Raw genomic sequence first — 15,893 nt, forward strand, 5'->3', positions numbered from 1 at the left:
GTAACCCGTTTTTTGCAGCCACGGAGGCATGATGTCACTCCACGACGCTTCAACAGGCAACACCCCCCATGACTACCCGAAAAAGCCGCAAATTTTGACGCGTACCAACGTCGCCAAAAGCCGCTTATTCCAGATTGAGTCACTTGACTTGCGCTTCTCAAATGGTGAAGAGCGCCAGTTTGAACGTTTAACCGGCGCAGACCGAGGCGCGGTAATGATTATTGCCATGCCCGACCCAGAGCACGTACTGCTTATTCGTGAATATGCGGCTGGCTTTGAAGATTATGTGCTGACCCTGCCAAAGGGGCTAGTTGACCCTGGCGAAGATATTGTCACTGCTGCTAATCGCGAACTAATGGAAGAGTGCGGCTTTGGCGCGCATCGCATTGAGCCGCTGGTGGAGTTATCGCTTGCGCCTAACTATATGCGCCACCGTATGCAGGTACTAATGGCCACCGACCTTTATCCCAAGCGCCTACCAGGCGACGAGCCAGAGCCGTTGATTGTCGAAACCCATGCCATTGAGGAACTGCCGGCACTGCTCTTACGTGACGATTTCCACGAAGCCCGCGCCATCGCCGCGCTCTATATCGCAAGGGATAAGCTACGCGAAGAGAAACGTAATAGCGCAATGGATTTGTTGTAAAGCGTTAACGTTCAACGCCGCTGGCGTGGTCGCGGGTGCGCTGACGCTTACGCCGCGCTACAAAACTCGTCAACTCAATAAGTTATGTAGCGCGTGGTAACGAATTTCGCGAAGAACGAGCGAATGAGGCACCCGCGGAAGGTGGCGGAACGACGCCCAGCGCCTGCCGCCCCAACTGCTTACAAGTGATGCTTCAATGGTATCCAACGGCGTTGGCGGTGGCTGTCTAGGCCAGCTTCCAAGAGCGTCATGTTGCGTAGCGCATCTTCGATATCAACAGGCAGCGGTGTTTTATCGCGGATTGCGACGGCCACGCCTTGATAATAAGTCAGATAATCACCCGCCTGGGTAGCATGCTCGTGACGCACTAGCGGTGCGTCTTTACCGTCACCTTCGCGAAGGATTAACGTACCTGGTGAATCGGCACCCCACGCAGATGTTGGCACCTCACCCGCTTTTAAGCGATCCTCTTGAGGATCTAGGCCGTATTTAAGGTAGCTGCCTTGCGTACCATTGATACGGAAGCGCGGTGTTGATTCAGCAACCAGCGTGCCAGCGCTGAGGCTAACGCGACAGCCGTCGTACTCCAACAGCGCTAAAAAATCATCATCCGCTTTAGCGTCGTCTCTGCGCACGCCCAAATCCAGCATGATGGCATTGGGCATCCCGAACAGCTCACAGGCTTGGTCAAGCAAGTGAGGGCCTAGGTCATACCAAATCCCACCTCCCGGCGTGGCTTTTTCGCGCCAGCGGTCACGAACCTCAGGCCGAAAACGATCAAAACGCGACTCAAACCCAGTGACACGGCCTAACGTACCGGCTTCCAGCAGCGCTTTAACAGTAAGGAAGTCACTATCCCAACGACGGTTATGAAATACCGATACCAAACGCTCTTTATCAATCGCCAGCGCTTTGAGCTGCTTGGCTTCCGAAAGTGTGACGGTAAACGGCTTATCGACGACTACGTGTTTACCCGCCATCAACGCCGCTTTGGCGAGTGGAAAATGCGTGTCATTAGGCGTTGGGATAACAATGAGATCAATATCGCTGCGCTGACATAACGTTAGTGCTTGGCGTTCAACCTCAACATCTAAGTCAGCATGCACTTTGGCGGCATCACTGGAGGATACTGCGACTAAATCCAGGCCTTCCGTTGCCTGAATGAGTGGCGCATGAAACGTTTTACTCGCAAATCCATAGCCAACGAGGCCAACGTTGATAATCGCCTTCATTACATTCCTTAGTCGTTTTGACGGTTTGCATTGGGCATTAAGCGGTTCACATAAAACGGTTCACATAAAACGGTTCACATAAAGCAATCCACATAAAACAGTCCACATAAAACAGTCCACATAAAACAGTCCACATAAAACAGCCCGCTTTGCACGGGCTGCTTTACATAGTACCTACACCTAGTCGAGCTTGGAAAGGTCGCGAACCGCCCCTTTGTCTGCTGACGTGGCTAGCAATGCGTAGGCTTTCAGTGCGGGCGTTACCTTACGAGGACGCTGCTCGACGGGCTTCCAGGCGTCTTTGCCTTTAGCTTCCATCGCCTCGCGGCGCTGCGCTAATACTGAGTCAGGTAGCTGTACATTGATCGTACGGTTAGGAATATCAATCAGAATGGTATCGCCCTGCTCAACCAAACCAATCGCGCCACCTGCCGCCGCTTCGGGGGAAACATGGCCTATGGAAAGCCCAGACGTTCCGCCAGAGAAGCGGCCGTCCGTCAACAATGCACAAGCCTTACCTAACCCTTTGGATTTTAAGTACGAGGTCGGATAGAGCATTTCCTGCATGCCAGGGCCGCCTTTGGGGCCTTCGTAGCGAATAACCACCACATCGCCCTCTTTGACTTTACCATCCAATACATTGGCCACTGCCTGATCTTGAGACTCAACGACGTGGGCTTTGCCTTCAAACACGAGAATCGAGTCGTCAACGCCTGCCGTTTTAACCACACAACCATCAAGGGCAATGTTGCCATAAAGCACAGCCAAACCGCCTTCTGTTGAGAACGCATGCGCTAGGTCACGAATACAACCGGTCGCACGATCGCCATCTAGGCTTGGCCAGCGGGCGCTTTGCGAGAAAGCGGTTTGGGTAGGAATACCGCCAGGGCCAGCTTTAAAGAACTCGACCACCTCAGCGCTTGGCGAGCGCATAATATCCCACTCTTCTAGCGCCGCTTTTAGGCTATCGCCATAAACCGTTGGCACTGACGTGTCCAGCACTCCCGCGCGATCCAACTCGCCCAGAATAGCCATAATGCCACCCGCACGGTGAACATCTTCGATATGGTATTTCTGGGTATTGGGTGCCACTTTACATAGCTGTGGCACCTCACGGGAAAGCCGGTCAATATCCGCCATGGAGAAGTCAATTTCCGCTTCTTGAGCCGCCGCCAGCAAGTGCAAAATCGTATTCGTAGAGCCGCCCATGGCGATATCTAACGTCATGGCATTTTTGAACGCTGCTTTGTTACCAATCGCACGGGGCAGCAGGTGAGCTTCTTCACCTTCATAGTAGCGCTTGGCCAGCTCTACAATGCGATGGCCAGCAGTTTCAAACAGACGCCGGCGGTCTGAGTGGGTGGCCAGTACGGTTCCGTTACCAGGCAGCGCCAAGCCCAATGCTTCCATCAGGCAGTTCATAGAGTTGGCGGTAAACATACCCGAGCAACTGCCGCAGGTAGGGCAAGCACTGCGCTCAACTTCAGCCAGGGTGTCATCATCAACGCTGTCGTCAGCCGCCATGACCATCGCATCGACCAGATCTAGGCCGTGATTTAGCAGCTTGGTTTTGCCCGCTTCCATGGGCCCACCCGAGACAAAAATGACCGGAATATTGAGGCGCATAGCCGCCATCAGCATCCCAGGGGTAATTTTGTCACAGTTGGAAATACACACTAGCGCGTCGGCACAGTGGGCATTACACATGTACTCAACGCTATCGGCGATAATATCGCGGCTAGGCAGCGAATAGAGCATGCCATCGTGCCCCATGGCGATGCCGTCATCTACCGCGATGGTGTTGAACTCTTTAGCCACACCGCCAGCTTTTTCAATTTCACGTGCGACCAATTGGCCCATGTCTTTTAAGTGAACATGGCCCGGCACAAACTGGGTAAACGAGTTCGCAACCGCAATAATGGGCTTATGGAAATCGTCGTCTTTCATACCAGTGGCGCGCCAAAGGGCACGGGCACCGGCCATATTACGGCCAGCGGTGGTCGTACGGGAGCGATACTCGGGCATGGTGTCCTCTACATCTTTATCGTGGCCTGCCACATTCTTGGCGGCAGGCGAATGAATCCAGCGGCCTTAGATTGTGGCATGAGCGCGCCGTGGAGACTAGATGCTGAGACTGACCACCGCTCCCTATTCGCCGTTAGCGATCGTTTAAGAGAGCCTAGCGGACAGCGTTAAAACGTCTCCCACTGTGCAGAGGACTCTTGGCTAGCCAGTCCTTTTGCCCCAGCGGCTTTTCCAGCAGGCAACGTCAATGATGCTTTATGCTGCGCTTGATTAACCTGCTGTAGCTTTTCTCGGGCAGAACGAACATTTTCTTCCTGGGCACCTTCCAGACGGAAGGCATCCACTACATTCGCTAGCTCAAACGTCTCTAGCGCTAAATTATCCGCAGAAGCTGCGATGGTTTGTACCTTGGTGGCATTTTGCTGAGTCACATTATCCATCTCAGCAATCGCAGAATTAATCTGGCCAATACCGCTGCTTTGCTCGCTTGAGGCAGTGCTGATCGACTCCATCAGCTCACTAACACGGCTGACTTGCTGCATTACATTGTCAATGGCTCGCTCAGCTTGCTCAACCGCGCCACGCCCGCCACTGACCTCCTGCGTCGTACTCTCAATCATCTTGCGAATTTCTTGAGCGGCATCGGCACTACGGCTCGCCAAGTTACGTACTTCGCTAGCCACCACCGCAAAGCCTCGGCCATGCTCTCCGGCACGCGCAGCTTCGACCGATGCATTGAGTGCCAGAATATTCGTTTGGAAAGCGATTCCGTCAATGACGCTAATCATCTCCGCCATTTTTTCAGCACTTTGGGCAATACGCTGCATTCTTGCGACCAACTGCTGCATCTGCTCTCGGGTATCGCGGGTACTTGAGGCATTCTGTATCGCTAGCTCCGTCGCTTGGCGCGCATGCTCAGTATTTTGCTGCACCGTGGACGTCATTTCTTCCATGCTAGAGGCCGTTTGCTGGAGTGATGACGCTTGCTGCTCGGTGCGGGAAGCAAGCTCTTCATTTTCGGCGGCAATTTGCTGAACAGCAGGCGTGACAACCGACACCCGATGCTCTACGTCACCAACAATACTCGCCAAGCTAAAGCGCATGGTATCCAATGAGTAAAGCAACTCACCCAACTCATCTTTGGTTTCTCGGCGTTCGCGAGCAGCCAAGTTGCCTGCTGCAATTTGAAAAGTAATATGCCGCGCGCCTTCGACGCTACGCAGTACGGATCTTAAAATCACCACACTGAGGCCTACCATCAGCAGCAAACCAATCACCATCAACACCATTTGAGCAATCAGCATCTGCTGACGCCCCTGCTGTGCCTGATGAACCAACGCCTCAGCATTTGCTCGCTCATCGCTGACTAACTGGCTACTGCTCTCTCTTAGCTGCTCGGTGGTCGGTTGTACGCCGTCGTTAAAGGCTTCGAAAGCGGCAAAACCGTTTGCGTCACTAACCGCAGTCACCGTGGTATCGACACTGCTGATCCAAGTTGCTAATCCTGTACTAAACGCTTGTAGACGCTCAGCACTGGCATTACTGTCGGTAAGATACTCGTTCCAAAGCGTTTGTATTGACTGAGAATATTCGCTAACTGACGCGGCAACTGCAGCAACATCAACCCGGCGAGGGTTGCGCACAGCAGGTTCCAACTGAGCCACCACTTGGCCGATTTGGCGCTCTACTCGCTGAAGGTTGGCGACTGCTTCTAGCCCTGAGCGATTTAACGTGTCGAGACGCTCGCCAGAAACCATTAAGCCGTACATCCCTAGGCCACCTGCCAATCCCATGAGAACAATGGACGCTATCACCATGCCGGTTAATTTAGCTTTTAGGCTATTAAACTGAAAGCGAGCTAAAAAGCCTCCCACACCACGGCGCCTTAGCGCGCCTTGCGCCAACGTGTAGCGACGAGATTTGCCTTTTTCGCGTATTTCTTTATAGACGGTTTCTGCCAACGCAATACTTTGAGCAGGAGCTTTGCGCCGCAACGAGGTATACCCTACGATACGGTCGCCATCTCTGAGCGGTGCCACGCTAGCAGTGACCCAATAATGATCGCCGTTTTTGCGACGATTTTTGACCGTCCCCTGCCAGCTCGCACCTGACTGAATCGTTTTCCAGAAATCTGCATAGGCAGCTTCCGGCATATCCGGGTGGCGAATTAGGTTATGAGGGCTTCCCATCAATTCATCGCGGGTGTAGCCACTGACCTCGACAAACGCGGCGTTGGCGTAGGTTACATTGCCCTTCAAATCGGAACGTGAAATCAGCACAGTCTCATCGTCAAGCGTGTACTCACGCTGAGTGACGGGTTGGTTATTGCGCATATACAGGCTCCCCAGGGACTTTTTAATTTTGATTTACCTCTATTATCACTCGCCGCAAGGCAATTTAATCCCTGAATAACCATACAAAAGCGCCGCACTCTTCGGTGCGGCGGCTTAACTAAACGGTTGTTTAACGATTGATTGAAGCGCTTATGTGAAGACTACATTGGCCACATCACGATAGCGGTTTGCAAAATGTACTGTCATTCCCTCTTTCAAGTAGTCGGGAAGCTCTTCGTAATCGCGCTTATTGGCTTCGGGTAGTATCACCTCAAAAATATCGCTGCGGCGAGCGGCAATAATCTTTTCTCGGATTCCCCCCACCGGTAACACTTGCCCAGTTAAGGTCAATTCACCGGTCATGGCCAAGGGGCGGTTAATTGCCTGATGCTTAGCCAATGAAAGCAACGCCGTGGTCATTGTGACCCCTGCCGACGGGCCGTCTTTGGGTGTCGCCCCTTCGGGCACGTGCAGGTGCACAAACGCCGAGTCGAAGAAGTCGGCATCGGCACCATACTCTTGCAAGTGACCCAGCGTGTAGCTGTATGCGATGTTGGCGGACTCTTTCATCACATCGCCAAGCTTGCCTGTGAGTTTAAAGCCACGATCCAGCGCATGGACTTTGCCCGCTTCGATAGGCAGTGTTGCGCCACCCATAGAGGTCCAGGCAAGCCCGGTAACCACGCCTTCGCCTTTTAGCACTTTCTCTTTGCGGAATAGCGGCGCCCCCAGGAACTCTTCCAGGTTTTTAACCGATATTTTTACCGTTTCCAGCTGCTCTTCTAGCAGCTTCACTGCTGCCTTGCGAACAATTCGATGCAACTGTTTCTCAAGCTGGCGAACGCCCGCCTCACGGGCATAGCCATCAATAACTTGCTTGAGCGCGGCATCGGTCAAATTGATGCGTTTCTTAGCCAGATTGTCGCGTTTCAACAATTTCGGCCATAGGTGGTGCTTAGCGATCTGCAGCTTTTCTTCGGCGATGTAACCCGACAGGCGAATCTGCTCCATACGATCAAGCAACGGACCTGGAATAGAATCCAGGGTATTCGCGGTGCACAAGAACAGCACTTTGGATAGATCCATGCGCACATCAAGATAGTGATCCAGGAAATCGACGTTCTGCTCTGGGTCTAACACTTCAAGCAGCGCTGATGCGGGATCGCCCTGGAATGATTGGCCCAGCTTATCAATCTCATCGAGCATAATCACAGGGTTCTCGACCTCGACTTCTTTAAAGGCCTGCACCAGTTTGCCGGGCATTGCGCCCACATAAGTACGGCGATGGCCTTTAATTTCAGCCTCGTCACGCATACCGCCTACGGAGAAGCGATAGAACTCACGGCCCAAGGCTTCAGCAATAGAGCGTCCAATCGAGGTTTTACCAACTCCGGGAGGGCCGACCAGCAGCACAATCGAGCCTCCTACATCACCTTTGAAGGTACCTTCGGCAAGAAACTCAATAATCCGCTCTTTTACATCGTGTAAGCCGTCGTGATCGCGGTTAAGTACCTCCCTGGCATGGGCCAAGTCGAGCTTGTCCTGGCTAGTAACGCCCCAAGGCAACGAGGTGAGCCAATCAAGGTAATTACGGGTAGTGCCATACTCTGGCGAGCCGGTTTCTAGCACGCTGAGCTTATTAAGCTCATCATCAATACGTGCTTGGACGCGCTCTGGCACCACCAACGACTCTAGACGGTTCCTAAACGTGTCAACATCGTTTTCACGGTCATCTTTGGAAATACCCAATTCACGCTGAATGACTTTAAGCTGCTCACGCAAGAAAAACTCGCGCTGCCGCTCCTGCATCTGAGCGTTAACCTGCTCACTGATCTCGCTTTGCAACTGAGCAACATCGATTTCTTTGCGTAACAGCGGGAGAACTTTATGCATACGCTCAGCCACCGACAGTGTGGCGAGCACATCCTGCAGCTCAGGGCCCTTGGCAGACGTGATTGCGGCTGCAAAGTCAGTCAGCGGACCGGGTTCATGAGGACTAAAGCGATTGAGGTAATGTTTTAGCTCTTCACCATACAGCGGGTTAATCGGCAGCAACTCTTTGATGCCGTTAATAATCGCCATTGCATAAGCGCGGGTTTCTTCGTTCTCAGCGTCGACGGGTTCTTTGGGATAGCTGACTTCCACTAGGTAAGGCGGCTCTTTAGACAGCCAGCGCTGAATTTTAAAACGCCGAACCCCCTGAGCGATAAACTGGATCTGTTGATCTTCGCTCTGGAGTTTATGTACTTTGACCGCCGTGCCAATCTCAGGAAAGTCGTTGTGATCCAACGACTCAATACCCTGCTCACCTACAAAGGCGACACCCATGGTGTGGTGAGGTGTATTGCCTACCCGACGTATGGTTTCTTGCCAACGCTCACGGTTGATGACTAATGGCTGTACCTGAGCGGGGAAAAAAGGTCGATTATGAATCGGTAAAAGGTAGATGCGCTCTGGGAGCATATCGCTGGCGGGCACTAACGAGCTAACTTTCTCACCGTCCGAGCGGTACTCTTCACTGTTCACGGTATCGTCTTGCTGTGCGTCGGATTCATCATCCGTCAGCCAATCGAGGTGTTCGTGATCGCGGTCGTAATCTTGGTCGCTCATGCGCCCTCCCATAACAGTGACTAGCGGCTTGATCCGCTTAGCAATGCCTATGGAATGTGGGCACAGTGGGGGAACTTCAACCCTTGACACTATTTGTAGCAGTGTATTCGAAGAGTGGTAACAGCTTCAGGGCTCGCCACTGCCTTAGTAGAAAGCATTGATGCTCAAAACAGTGGTACTCAAAACGGTGATGCTCAAAACGCTTATGGCTAAAGCTGAGGCATCGGACGCCCATTAACACGCAACTCGCCACGAACAACATCAAACTCTAACTCTCGTGTACCAAGAGGGAGGCCTAGCCAAAGAGCAACTACGGTTGGCGCATCGTGCCAAGTGAAATCACCATCAATATAACCTAACCAGCGAGCGCGCTCTTCTGGCTTATCCAGCCCGGTCATCATAAGTTCATCAAGCCCGCTCGCATCAAAAAAGAGCGCACCATCTGCGTTAACATTGATACCTAGCAGCGGGCTTTCAATCGCTATCGTTGTAACGTCTAAACGCGGCGAATCACTCAATATCCCTTTCAAATCAGGGGCTAAACGCACCAGCAGCCCTTCTGCCATCGGTAGGCTAGCATCGCCCCATGAGGCTTCTTGGCGCAATCGCAGAATGGCTGCGCGAACAGCATCTGCATTAAGACGAGAAAGCTCTGCTTCAATCCGCCCGCTTAACAAAGGAGTGTCTGGCGCTTCACTTGGGACACTTACCTCACCAATGATTAGTTCACCATTTAAGCGAAGCTCTTGCTCGTCGAGCACCATGTGGCTGTGAACATCAAGCGGCGACAGATGAATATCATAGGCAGGATAGTGAAGCGATAACGCCTCAACATGCAGATGGTCGCGCTGCGCAAAGTGATAGGCATCATCAATATAGGTATAACGACTTTCGAGGGAGGAAGGCCCCAGGGTTAACTGAGCGGGTCCGTCCGTTAACGTGAGCTGGTCGAACAGCCCGCGCAACCGCCAATCACCAAACACGCCCTCTAAGCGCATCCGAGCACCACGCACAGATAGCTCACGGCCACTTTGCTGGATCACAAAAGGAGCCAATGCCAGACGCAGCTCACTGTGGCCACTTAGTGTATGGTAGCGCCCTTGCCAACGCGGGATAGACGGAGCGGAGACTTCTCCCACGGCTTTTTGCAAGACGCTATCTAAACGAGGTAATAGCGTTCCCTCAACATCGGTACTTAGCGCACCATGACGAGCGCGGTAAGTCAGCTCTAACCGCCATGGCCGCCCTAATAAGGGCGATAAAAGCAGTTTCCCCTGAGACGTCAACCACCCTTGGCGGCTTTCCGTGCGACTAACTCGCCACTCCCCTCGCGCTTCCAAATCTTCTAGTGCTTGACGAAGACTGCGTTCAAACAAAATGCTCGATAGCAGTTGTGCTACCACCCACGCCACCACGAAGGCCGCGAGAATAGGCACGATCAGTCGTTCCTTGCGCATGCGATCTCCTTGAACACCCCCACGATTGGAGCCATTCACCACCGACGTTGTGTAATCAGTTTAAGGTAATCAGATAAGTCCATTTATTATAATAAGTGGCTCACCTGCCAGTTTGGGCAGGTAGGTTATTAGTGTAGCCAAAACCATAAATGCATCGTACTCCACGCGTAGATGCCCGCCATGACGTCATCGATCATAATGCCAAATCCACCGGCAACACGCCGGTCTGCCCACCGGATAGGCCACGGTTTGAAGACATCGAAAATACGAAAAACAATAAATCCCCAGAGAGCGGCCTCCCACGAGAAGGGCACTGCCGCCATGGTTATCCAGTAACCAACAAACTCATCCCAAACAATACCAGAGTGATCATGCACGCCTAAGTCATGGGAGGTTTTATCACACAGCCACACTCCCACCACAAACGCTACAAACACAATGCTGAGATACCAGACCAAAGGGAGGTCGGCCATCATCCAGTAAAAAGGGATTGCTGCTAGCGTTCCGAAAGTGCCTGGAGCCCAGGGCACCGCACCACTGCCTAGGCCAAAGGCAAAAAAATGGGTTGGCCGACGCCACACGCTCGCTGGTGCTCGGTTCATGGCGTTTCCCCGCTAAAGTGCTGCCATCCTTCGTAGTCACTGGCGGCAACGCCAGTGACACCTAGCGTTTCCGTACAGTGGCCTATCACCGTCAGCGAGAGGCCGAGATCGGCGAGTCGCTGTTGGGCAATAGCGAGATTGTTGGGTGACAGTGTCACCAGCAGCTCATAGTCATCGCCACCCGATAGTGCGGCTTTAATTGCCTCATCGCGGCCTAATGTCTCTTGCAATCCTGCGGCCAACGGTAGCGCGCCGACTTCTAGTGCACAGCCTACACCAGAGGCCTTACGCAAGTGCGATAAATCTGCCAGCAAGCCATCCGAAATGTCTAATGCCGCCGTTGCAATACCGCGCAGTGCAACACCAGCGGCTAAGCGGGGTTGCGGTAACAAATAGCGGGCGAGCAGCGGGTGCGACAACTCACGCTCCCCTCGGCGCCAGAGCGATAAGCCTCCGGCACCACCGCCCAATGCACCCGTCACGGCAATAACATCACCGACCTTTGCGCCTGAGCGAGTTAGCGCTTGACCAGTTGGCACTTCGCCCATCACCGTCACCCCAATTGTTAGTGCCCCAGAGGTGACATCGCCCCCCACCAACGCGGTGGCGTGTTGCTGACAAAGTGCGTGAAATCCTTCAGCGTACCCTGCCAACCATTGCTCAGCAGCTTTGCGGTCATTAAAGATGCTCTTGTCCAGCGTCAATGCCATCAGGCACCAACGAGGCGTCGCCCCCATGGCTGCTAAGTCGCTGAGCGCCACCGCCAGCGCGCGATGTCCTACCGCGTGAGCTGGGGCATCGTGAGGGAAATGCACGTTACTCACCGACGTATCAACGCTGACCACAAGCTGTTGACCTGCTTGGGGTATCAAGAGCGCTGCATCGTCGCCATTTTCAAGCGCTATGCCAGCTGTCGCGTGCGCCTCCTGCGGCGACATGAAGTAGCGCTGAATCAGTTCAAATTCGCCAAGCACAAAGGCCCCTTAAACGCATCATCAGGAGGCTCGCCTTACAGACGGCGAGCGCTGACCTCAGCACTTCGTAAGCGATTTGCTAGCTTATCGAGAATGCCGTTCACGTATTTATGGCCGTCGGTGGCACCAAATGATTTGGCCAGCTCAACGCCTTCGTTAATCACTACTCGATAGGGTACTTCCATCCGCCGGGAAAGCTCGTAGGCACCCAAGCGAAGGATAGCTAGCTCAACAGCATCGAGGTCTTCTAGGCGTCGGTCGAGTAGCGGCGCAATTTCACGGTCTAACTCCGCTTTAAAGCGGACCGTATTATGCAGCAGTTCATGGAAAAGCGCCTTATCAGCAATTTCCATTACTTTCACCCAGTTTTCGTAATCTTCCAGGTCATCATCTGCTACTTGGCTACGAAACTCAGCTTCGATAGTGGTGATCGATTTCCCTGTCATTTGCCACTGGTAAATCCCCTGAACCGCTAACTCACGCGCGGCGTGGCGCCCTAGCTGCGCGGCAGAGGGCTTACGCTCACGACGTTCGCTCATTGGTTGTCTCCTAGCGGCAATGCACGCAGTAACGACACCATCTCCATCGCTGCCATTGCGGCTTCCGTACCCTTATTACCCGCTTTGGTGCCCGCCCGCTCAATCGCCTGTTCGATAGATTCAACGGTCAACACGCCATTTGCTACCGGCGTATCGAACTCAAGCTGGAGGTGGTTAATGGCAGTGTTACAGCCACCTGCTACATATTCAAAGTGCGGTGTACCACCACGAATAACCGCGCCCAGCGCGATAACAGCGTCGGGCTTCATAACGTTAAGGACACGCTTTACTGCCAGCGGCAGCTCCCAAGCACCGGGTACGTGGACAAGATGAATATTGTCCGCATCAACGCCGTGGCGTGTCAGGCTATCAATAGCGCCTTCCACCAGGCTATCCACCACATGGTGGTTAAAGCGACCTACAACGATGACATAACGGCCATCGACATCCACAAAAGTGCCTTCAACTTGCGAAAGGGATTGCATCAATTTATTCCTGCTGAGAAGTTGGCTCATACGCCGTGTCATTGGGTCCTAGACGCTCGACAACTTCGAGATCAAAACCGGAGAGCGCCGAGAATTTCCACGGTGAACTGAGTAGCCGCATTTTGCCTACCCCTAAATGGCGTAGGATTTGCGAGCCAGTACCAATCGTTAAGTAGTTACCTGAACCGTCCGAATCGCTGGTGCGCGGTTGACGCACGCGATCCAGAAAAATATCCAGTTGATCTTTCAAGTCTTGGTGAGGACGACCATCGTCAATCAACACAAAGACCCCCGCAGACGCATTAGCGATCTCTTCCAGTGCACGATGGGCATCCCAACGGCACTGCTCATCTTTCATTAACCCTACGATATCACGCAGCGTATCCGCTAAGTGAACACGCACTGTCGTCGCCTGCTCTGGCGTCGGTTGCCCCTTAACTAACGCCAAATGATGGGCACCTTGTATACGGTCGCGGAACACATGCAGCGCCAGTTCCCCGTGAGCCGTCATCACACTGGTTGTTTCAACCGCATCCACCGTTTGCTCATTGACGATACGGTAGTGGATCAAATCAGCAATCGTGCCAATTTTGATGCCATGCTTTTTAGCAAACACTTCAAGCTCAGGCCGACGCGCCATGCTGCCATCGTCATTCATGATTTCACAGATGACGCCGCTGGGATCACAGCCTGCTAAAGAAGCTAAATCACAGGCTGCTTCAGTATGCCCAGCTCGACGTAGTACGCCACCTGGCTCAGCCATCAGCGGAAATATGTGCCCTGGCTGTACGATATCCGTCGGCTTGGCATTCGCCGCCACTGCCGCTTGAACGGTACGCGCACGATCAGCTGCTGAGATGCCGGTGGTTACACCCTCGGTCGCTTCAATGGAGAGCGTAAACTTAGTGCCAAACCCAGAGCCATTGTCACGCACCATCAGCGGTAGATTTAGCTGCTCGCAACGCTCGCGAGTCATGGGCATGCAGATAAGCCCACAGGCATAACGTGCCATGAAGTTGATATGCTCGGCCTGAACTTTTTCAGCCGCCATGATGATATCACCTTCGTTTTCGCGATCCTCATCATCCATGAGAATCACCATTTTGCCCTGGCGAATATCTTCCACCAGCTCAGCGATAGGGGACAAACCCTCTGAAGAGGAATGCGCCATGGAATCTCCCAAATAAGTGGTCGCCGCACATGCGATTTCGCGCGTCAGGGTACCTTGCTCTGGCCCAGCGCGCTAGTCAGTGCACGGTTTAGCGATGATGCGCCAGTCATTGCCAACGGCTCGAATTTCTTTAATAGTTAAGCGCTTCTGGTCGGCCATGCGGGTCATGCCGGGCAACGCAAAAAGTGGTCGAGCCTCGCCTCCCAAAAGCGTGGGAGCAACAAATAACTGTAGTTCATCCACCACATTTGCATCTAACAGCGCGCCTGCCAGGGTAGCACCGGTTTCTACGAGCAGCTCGTTTACCAGCTCATGCTCAGCTAACCAGTTCAGCATATCCGTGAGGTCGATTCGGCCTTCTTGAGCCGCGGGCAGCACCTTAATGTCTGCACCTGCAGCTTTCAGCTTTTGGCGTTTCTCTTCACTGTGGTGTTCAGTAGTAATAATCAATGTGCGGCCGGGTTCACGAAGACAAGCTGCCGCTAACGGTAACCGTAGACGCGAATCCAAAATAACGCGTAGTGGCTGCCGCTGACTTACTGTATCTGAGTTATCTAGCCCCAACTGGTCTGCGCGCACTGTCAGCCGTGAATCATCCATAATGACAGACTCAACGCCGCTCAGAATAGCGCTTGAACGCGCTCGCAGACGCTGCACTTGGCTACGAGCTTCTGGGCCAGTAATCCACTGCGACTCTCCAGAGCCCATAGCAGTGCGGCCATCCAGACTCATGGCCATTTTTAAACGTACAAAGGGACGTTTGTGCTGCATACGGGAAATAAAGCCAGGATTCAGCACACGGGCATCCTGCTCCAGCAGCCCAACATCGACCTGAATTCCTGATTCTCGAAGCCGCTTGATACCGCGTCCACTAACGCAAGGGTTAGGATCAACCATTGCGACCACCACGCGAGCAACGTTGGCTTCCGCTAACGCAACGGCACAAGGACCAGTGCGTCCTGTGTGGGAACAAGGTTCCAGCGTGACATAAGCCGTTGCGCCTTCTGCCTTTGCACCAGCGGCGTTAAGCGCGTGAATTTCTGCGTGAGGCTCACCAGCACGCAGGTGAAAGCCTTCGCCAACCACCTGCCCTTCAGCGTGCTGATCGTAGCGGACAATAACACAGCCTACTCGGGGGTTGGGGTCAGTTGTATATAGCCCTTTCGCCGCTAATTGCAACGCACGCGCCATGAATTGATGGTCAGCACGGGTGTAGCTCTGCTCCGTTAACTCTTTCATCAATCCTCTCCGCGCTGCGGGACGCTACGGGCTGATGCAGGGTGATCGCCAGGATCTTGAGAAAGACGGTCTATTTCAGCACGAAACTCGTCTAAATCCTGAAACTTACGATATACCGATGCAAAGCGGATATACGCTACCTGATCCAGGTTACTTAATGCCTTCATGACGGCTTCACCGATATCCCGCGCATTAACTTCGCGGTCCCCGCGGGCACGAAGCGATTGGCGAATACGCTCCACAGCAGCTTCTATTGCCTCCGCACTGACCGGACGCTTCTCCAGCGCTCGCAACATGCCTGCACGCAGCTTGCTCTCGTTAAAGGTTTCGCGTGAGCCGTCGGATTTTACGACCCTCGGCATAATCAACTCTGCGGTTTCATATGTGGTGAAGCGTTCTTGGCAGCTAGCGCACTGGCGACGACGGCGCACTTGGTCACCGTCGGCTACCAGCCGCGAGTCGGTCACTCGAGTATCATTAGCACCACAAAAAGGGCAATGCATGGCAGTCAACCTGTTGTCAGTACGTGCAGCGTGTCAGCTTGTGCGGATAACGGCACATATAAGCAATATTGCAAACT

General features: G+C 53.4%; 13 protein-coding genes. 1 reads left to right on the forward strand and 12 read right to left on the reverse strand.

Annotated elements, in window-relative coordinates; all coding sequences use genetic code 11:
* Positions 1 to 31 precede the first annotated feature (31 nt).
* Positions 32 to 646, forward strand: a complete 615-nt coding sequence (gene nudE, locus IR195_RS13825) for an ADP compounds hydrolase NudE (RefSeq protein WP_206047852.1) — start codon at positions 32 to 34, stop codon at positions 644 to 646.
* Between the two features lie 179 nt (positions 647 to 825).
* Here nudE and IR195_RS13830 read toward each other — a convergent pair whose 3' ends face one another.
* The 12 genes from IR195_RS13830 to nrdR form a co-directional block, all read right to left on the reverse strand.
* Positions 826 to 1,878, reverse strand: coding sequence for an oxidoreductase (locus IR195_RS13830; RefSeq protein WP_206047853.1), 1,053 nt, complete (start codon positions 1,876 to 1,878; stop codon positions 826 to 828).
* 180 nt (positions 1,879 to 2,058) lie between these two features.
* Entirely contained in the window at positions 2,059 to 3,903 is a 1,845-nt protein-coding gene (gene ilvD, locus IR195_RS13835) for a dihydroxy-acid dehydratase (RefSeq protein WP_125749958.1), read from the reverse strand.
* Between the two features lie 167 nt (positions 3,904 to 4,070).
* On the reverse strand, positions 4,071 to 6,236 hold the full coding sequence (locus tag IR195_RS13840; protein ID WP_206047854.1) for a methyl-accepting chemotaxis protein: 2,166 nt from the start codon (positions 6,234 to 6,236) through the stop codon (positions 4,071 to 4,073).
* Between the two features lie 150 nt (positions 6,237 to 6,386).
* Positions 6,387 to 8,846, reverse strand: coding sequence for an endopeptidase La (gene lon / locus IR195_RS13845; protein WP_125749964.1), 2,460 nt, complete (start codon positions 8,844 to 8,846; stop codon positions 6,387 to 6,389).
* A 209-nt stretch (positions 8,847 to 9,055) separates the two neighbouring features.
* A complete protein-coding gene (locus IR195_RS13850) occupies positions 9,056 to 10,303 on the reverse strand; it encodes a DUF945 family protein (protein WP_206047855.1) in 1,248 nt (415 codons plus the stop codon).
* 128 nt (positions 10,304 to 10,431) lie between these two features.
* Positions 10,432 to 10,905 carry a phosphatidylglycerophosphatase A family protein gene (locus tag IR195_RS13855; RefSeq protein WP_038486072.1) on the reverse strand — a complete coding sequence of 158 codons (474 nt, stop codon included), beginning with the start codon at positions 10,903 to 10,905 and terminating at the stop codon, positions 10,432 to 10,434.
* Positions 10,902 to 11,879 (reverse strand): thiamine-phosphate kinase, encoded by a 978-nt coding sequence (thiL, locus tag IR195_RS13860; protein WP_146944905.1) that lies wholly within the window; start codon positions 11,877 to 11,879, stop codon positions 10,902 to 10,904. Before thiL ends, IR195_RS13855 begins: the two co-directional genes overlap by 4 nt.
* Positions 11,880 to 11,914: 35 nt before the next feature.
* On the reverse strand, positions 11,915 to 12,418 hold the full coding sequence (gene nusB, locus IR195_RS13865) for a transcription antitermination factor NusB (RefSeq protein ID WP_009721754.1): 504 nt from the start codon (positions 12,416 to 12,418) through the stop codon (positions 11,915 to 11,917).
* Positions 12,415 to 12,903: a 6,7-dimethyl-8-ribityllumazine synthase gene (gene ribH, locus IR195_RS13870; RefSeq protein ID WP_009721753.1), complete on the reverse strand. Its 489-nt coding sequence runs from the start codon at positions 12,901 to 12,903 to the stop codon at positions 12,415 to 12,417. The genes nusB and ribH overlap by 4 nt, the downstream gene beginning before the upstream one ends.
* 4 nt (positions 12,904 to 12,907) lie before the next feature.
* Positions 12,908 to 14,074: a bifunctional 3,4-dihydroxy-2-butanone-4-phosphate synthase/GTP cyclohydrolase II gene (gene ribBA, locus IR195_RS13875; protein ID WP_125749972.1), complete on the reverse strand. Its 1,167-nt coding sequence runs from the start codon at positions 14,072 to 14,074 to the stop codon at positions 12,908 to 12,910.
* Between the two features lie 72 nt (positions 14,075 to 14,146).
* Positions 14,147 to 15,313, reverse strand: a complete 1,167-nt coding sequence (gene ribD / locus IR195_RS13880) for a bifunctional diaminohydroxyphosphoribosylaminopyrimidine deaminase/5-amino-6-(5-phosphoribosylamino)uracil reductase RibD (protein WP_206047856.1) — start codon at positions 15,311 to 15,313, stop codon at positions 14,147 to 14,149.
* A complete protein-coding gene (gene nrdR / locus IR195_RS13885; RefSeq protein WP_172421267.1) occupies positions 15,313 to 15,816 on the reverse strand; it encodes a transcriptional regulator NrdR in 504 nt (167 codons plus the stop codon). Before nrdR ends, ribD begins: the two co-directional genes overlap by 1 nt.
* Positions 15,817 to 15,893: the final 77 nt, after the last annotated feature.

It is taken from the genome of Vreelandella venusta, assembly GCF_015689495.1.
GTDB classification, from domain to species: Bacteria; Pseudomonadota; Gammaproteobacteria; order Pseudomonadales; family Halomonadaceae; genus Vreelandella; species Vreelandella venusta.

Excerpts from the sequence above, each read along its gene's own strand:
- ilvD (WP_125749958.1), bottom strand. The coding sequence starts at position 3,903 with ATGCCCGAGTATCGCTCCCGTACGACCACCGCTGGCCGTAATATGGCC.
- lon (WP_125749964.1), bottom strand. The coding sequence starts at position 8,846 with ATGAGCGACCAAGATTACGACCGCGATCACGAACACCTCGATTGGCTG.
- ribD (WP_206047856.1), bottom strand. The coding sequence starts at position 15,313 with ATGAAAGAGTTAACGGAGCAGAGCTACACCCGTGCTGACCATCAATTC.
- IR195_RS13840 (WP_206047854.1), bottom strand. The coding sequence starts at position 6,236 with ATGCGCAATAACCAACCCGTCACTCAGCGTGAGTACACGCTTGACGAT.
- ribH (WP_009721753.1), bottom strand. The coding sequence starts at position 12,903 with ATGCAATCCCTTTCGCAAGTTGAAGGCACTTTTGTGGATGTCGATGGC.
- nrdR (WP_172421267.1), bottom strand. The coding sequence starts at position 15,816 with ATGCATTGCCCTTTTTGTGGTGCTAATGATACTCGAGTGACCGACTCG.
- nudE (WP_206047852.1), top strand. The coding sequence starts at position 32 with ATGTCACTCCACGACGCTTCAACAGGCAACACCCCCCATGACTACCCG.
- IR195_RS13855 (WP_038486072.1), bottom strand. The coding sequence starts at position 10,905 with ATGAACCGAGCACCAGCGAGCGTGTGGCGTCGGCCAACCCATTTTTTT.
- nusB (WP_009721754.1), bottom strand. The coding sequence starts at position 12,418 with ATGAGCGAACGTCGTGAGCGTAAGCCCTCTGCCGCGCAGCTAGGGCGC.
- IR195_RS13830 (WP_206047853.1), bottom strand. The coding sequence starts at position 1,878 with ATGAAGGCGATTATCAACGTTGGCCTCGTTGGCTATGGATTTGCGAGT.
- IR195_RS13850 (WP_206047855.1), bottom strand. The coding sequence starts at position 10,303 with ATGCGCAAGGAACGACTGATCGTGCCTATTCTCGCGGCCTTCGTGGTG.
- ribBA (WP_125749972.1), bottom strand. The coding sequence starts at position 14,074 with ATGGCGCATTCCTCTTCAGAGGGTTTGTCCCCTATCGCTGAGCTGGTG.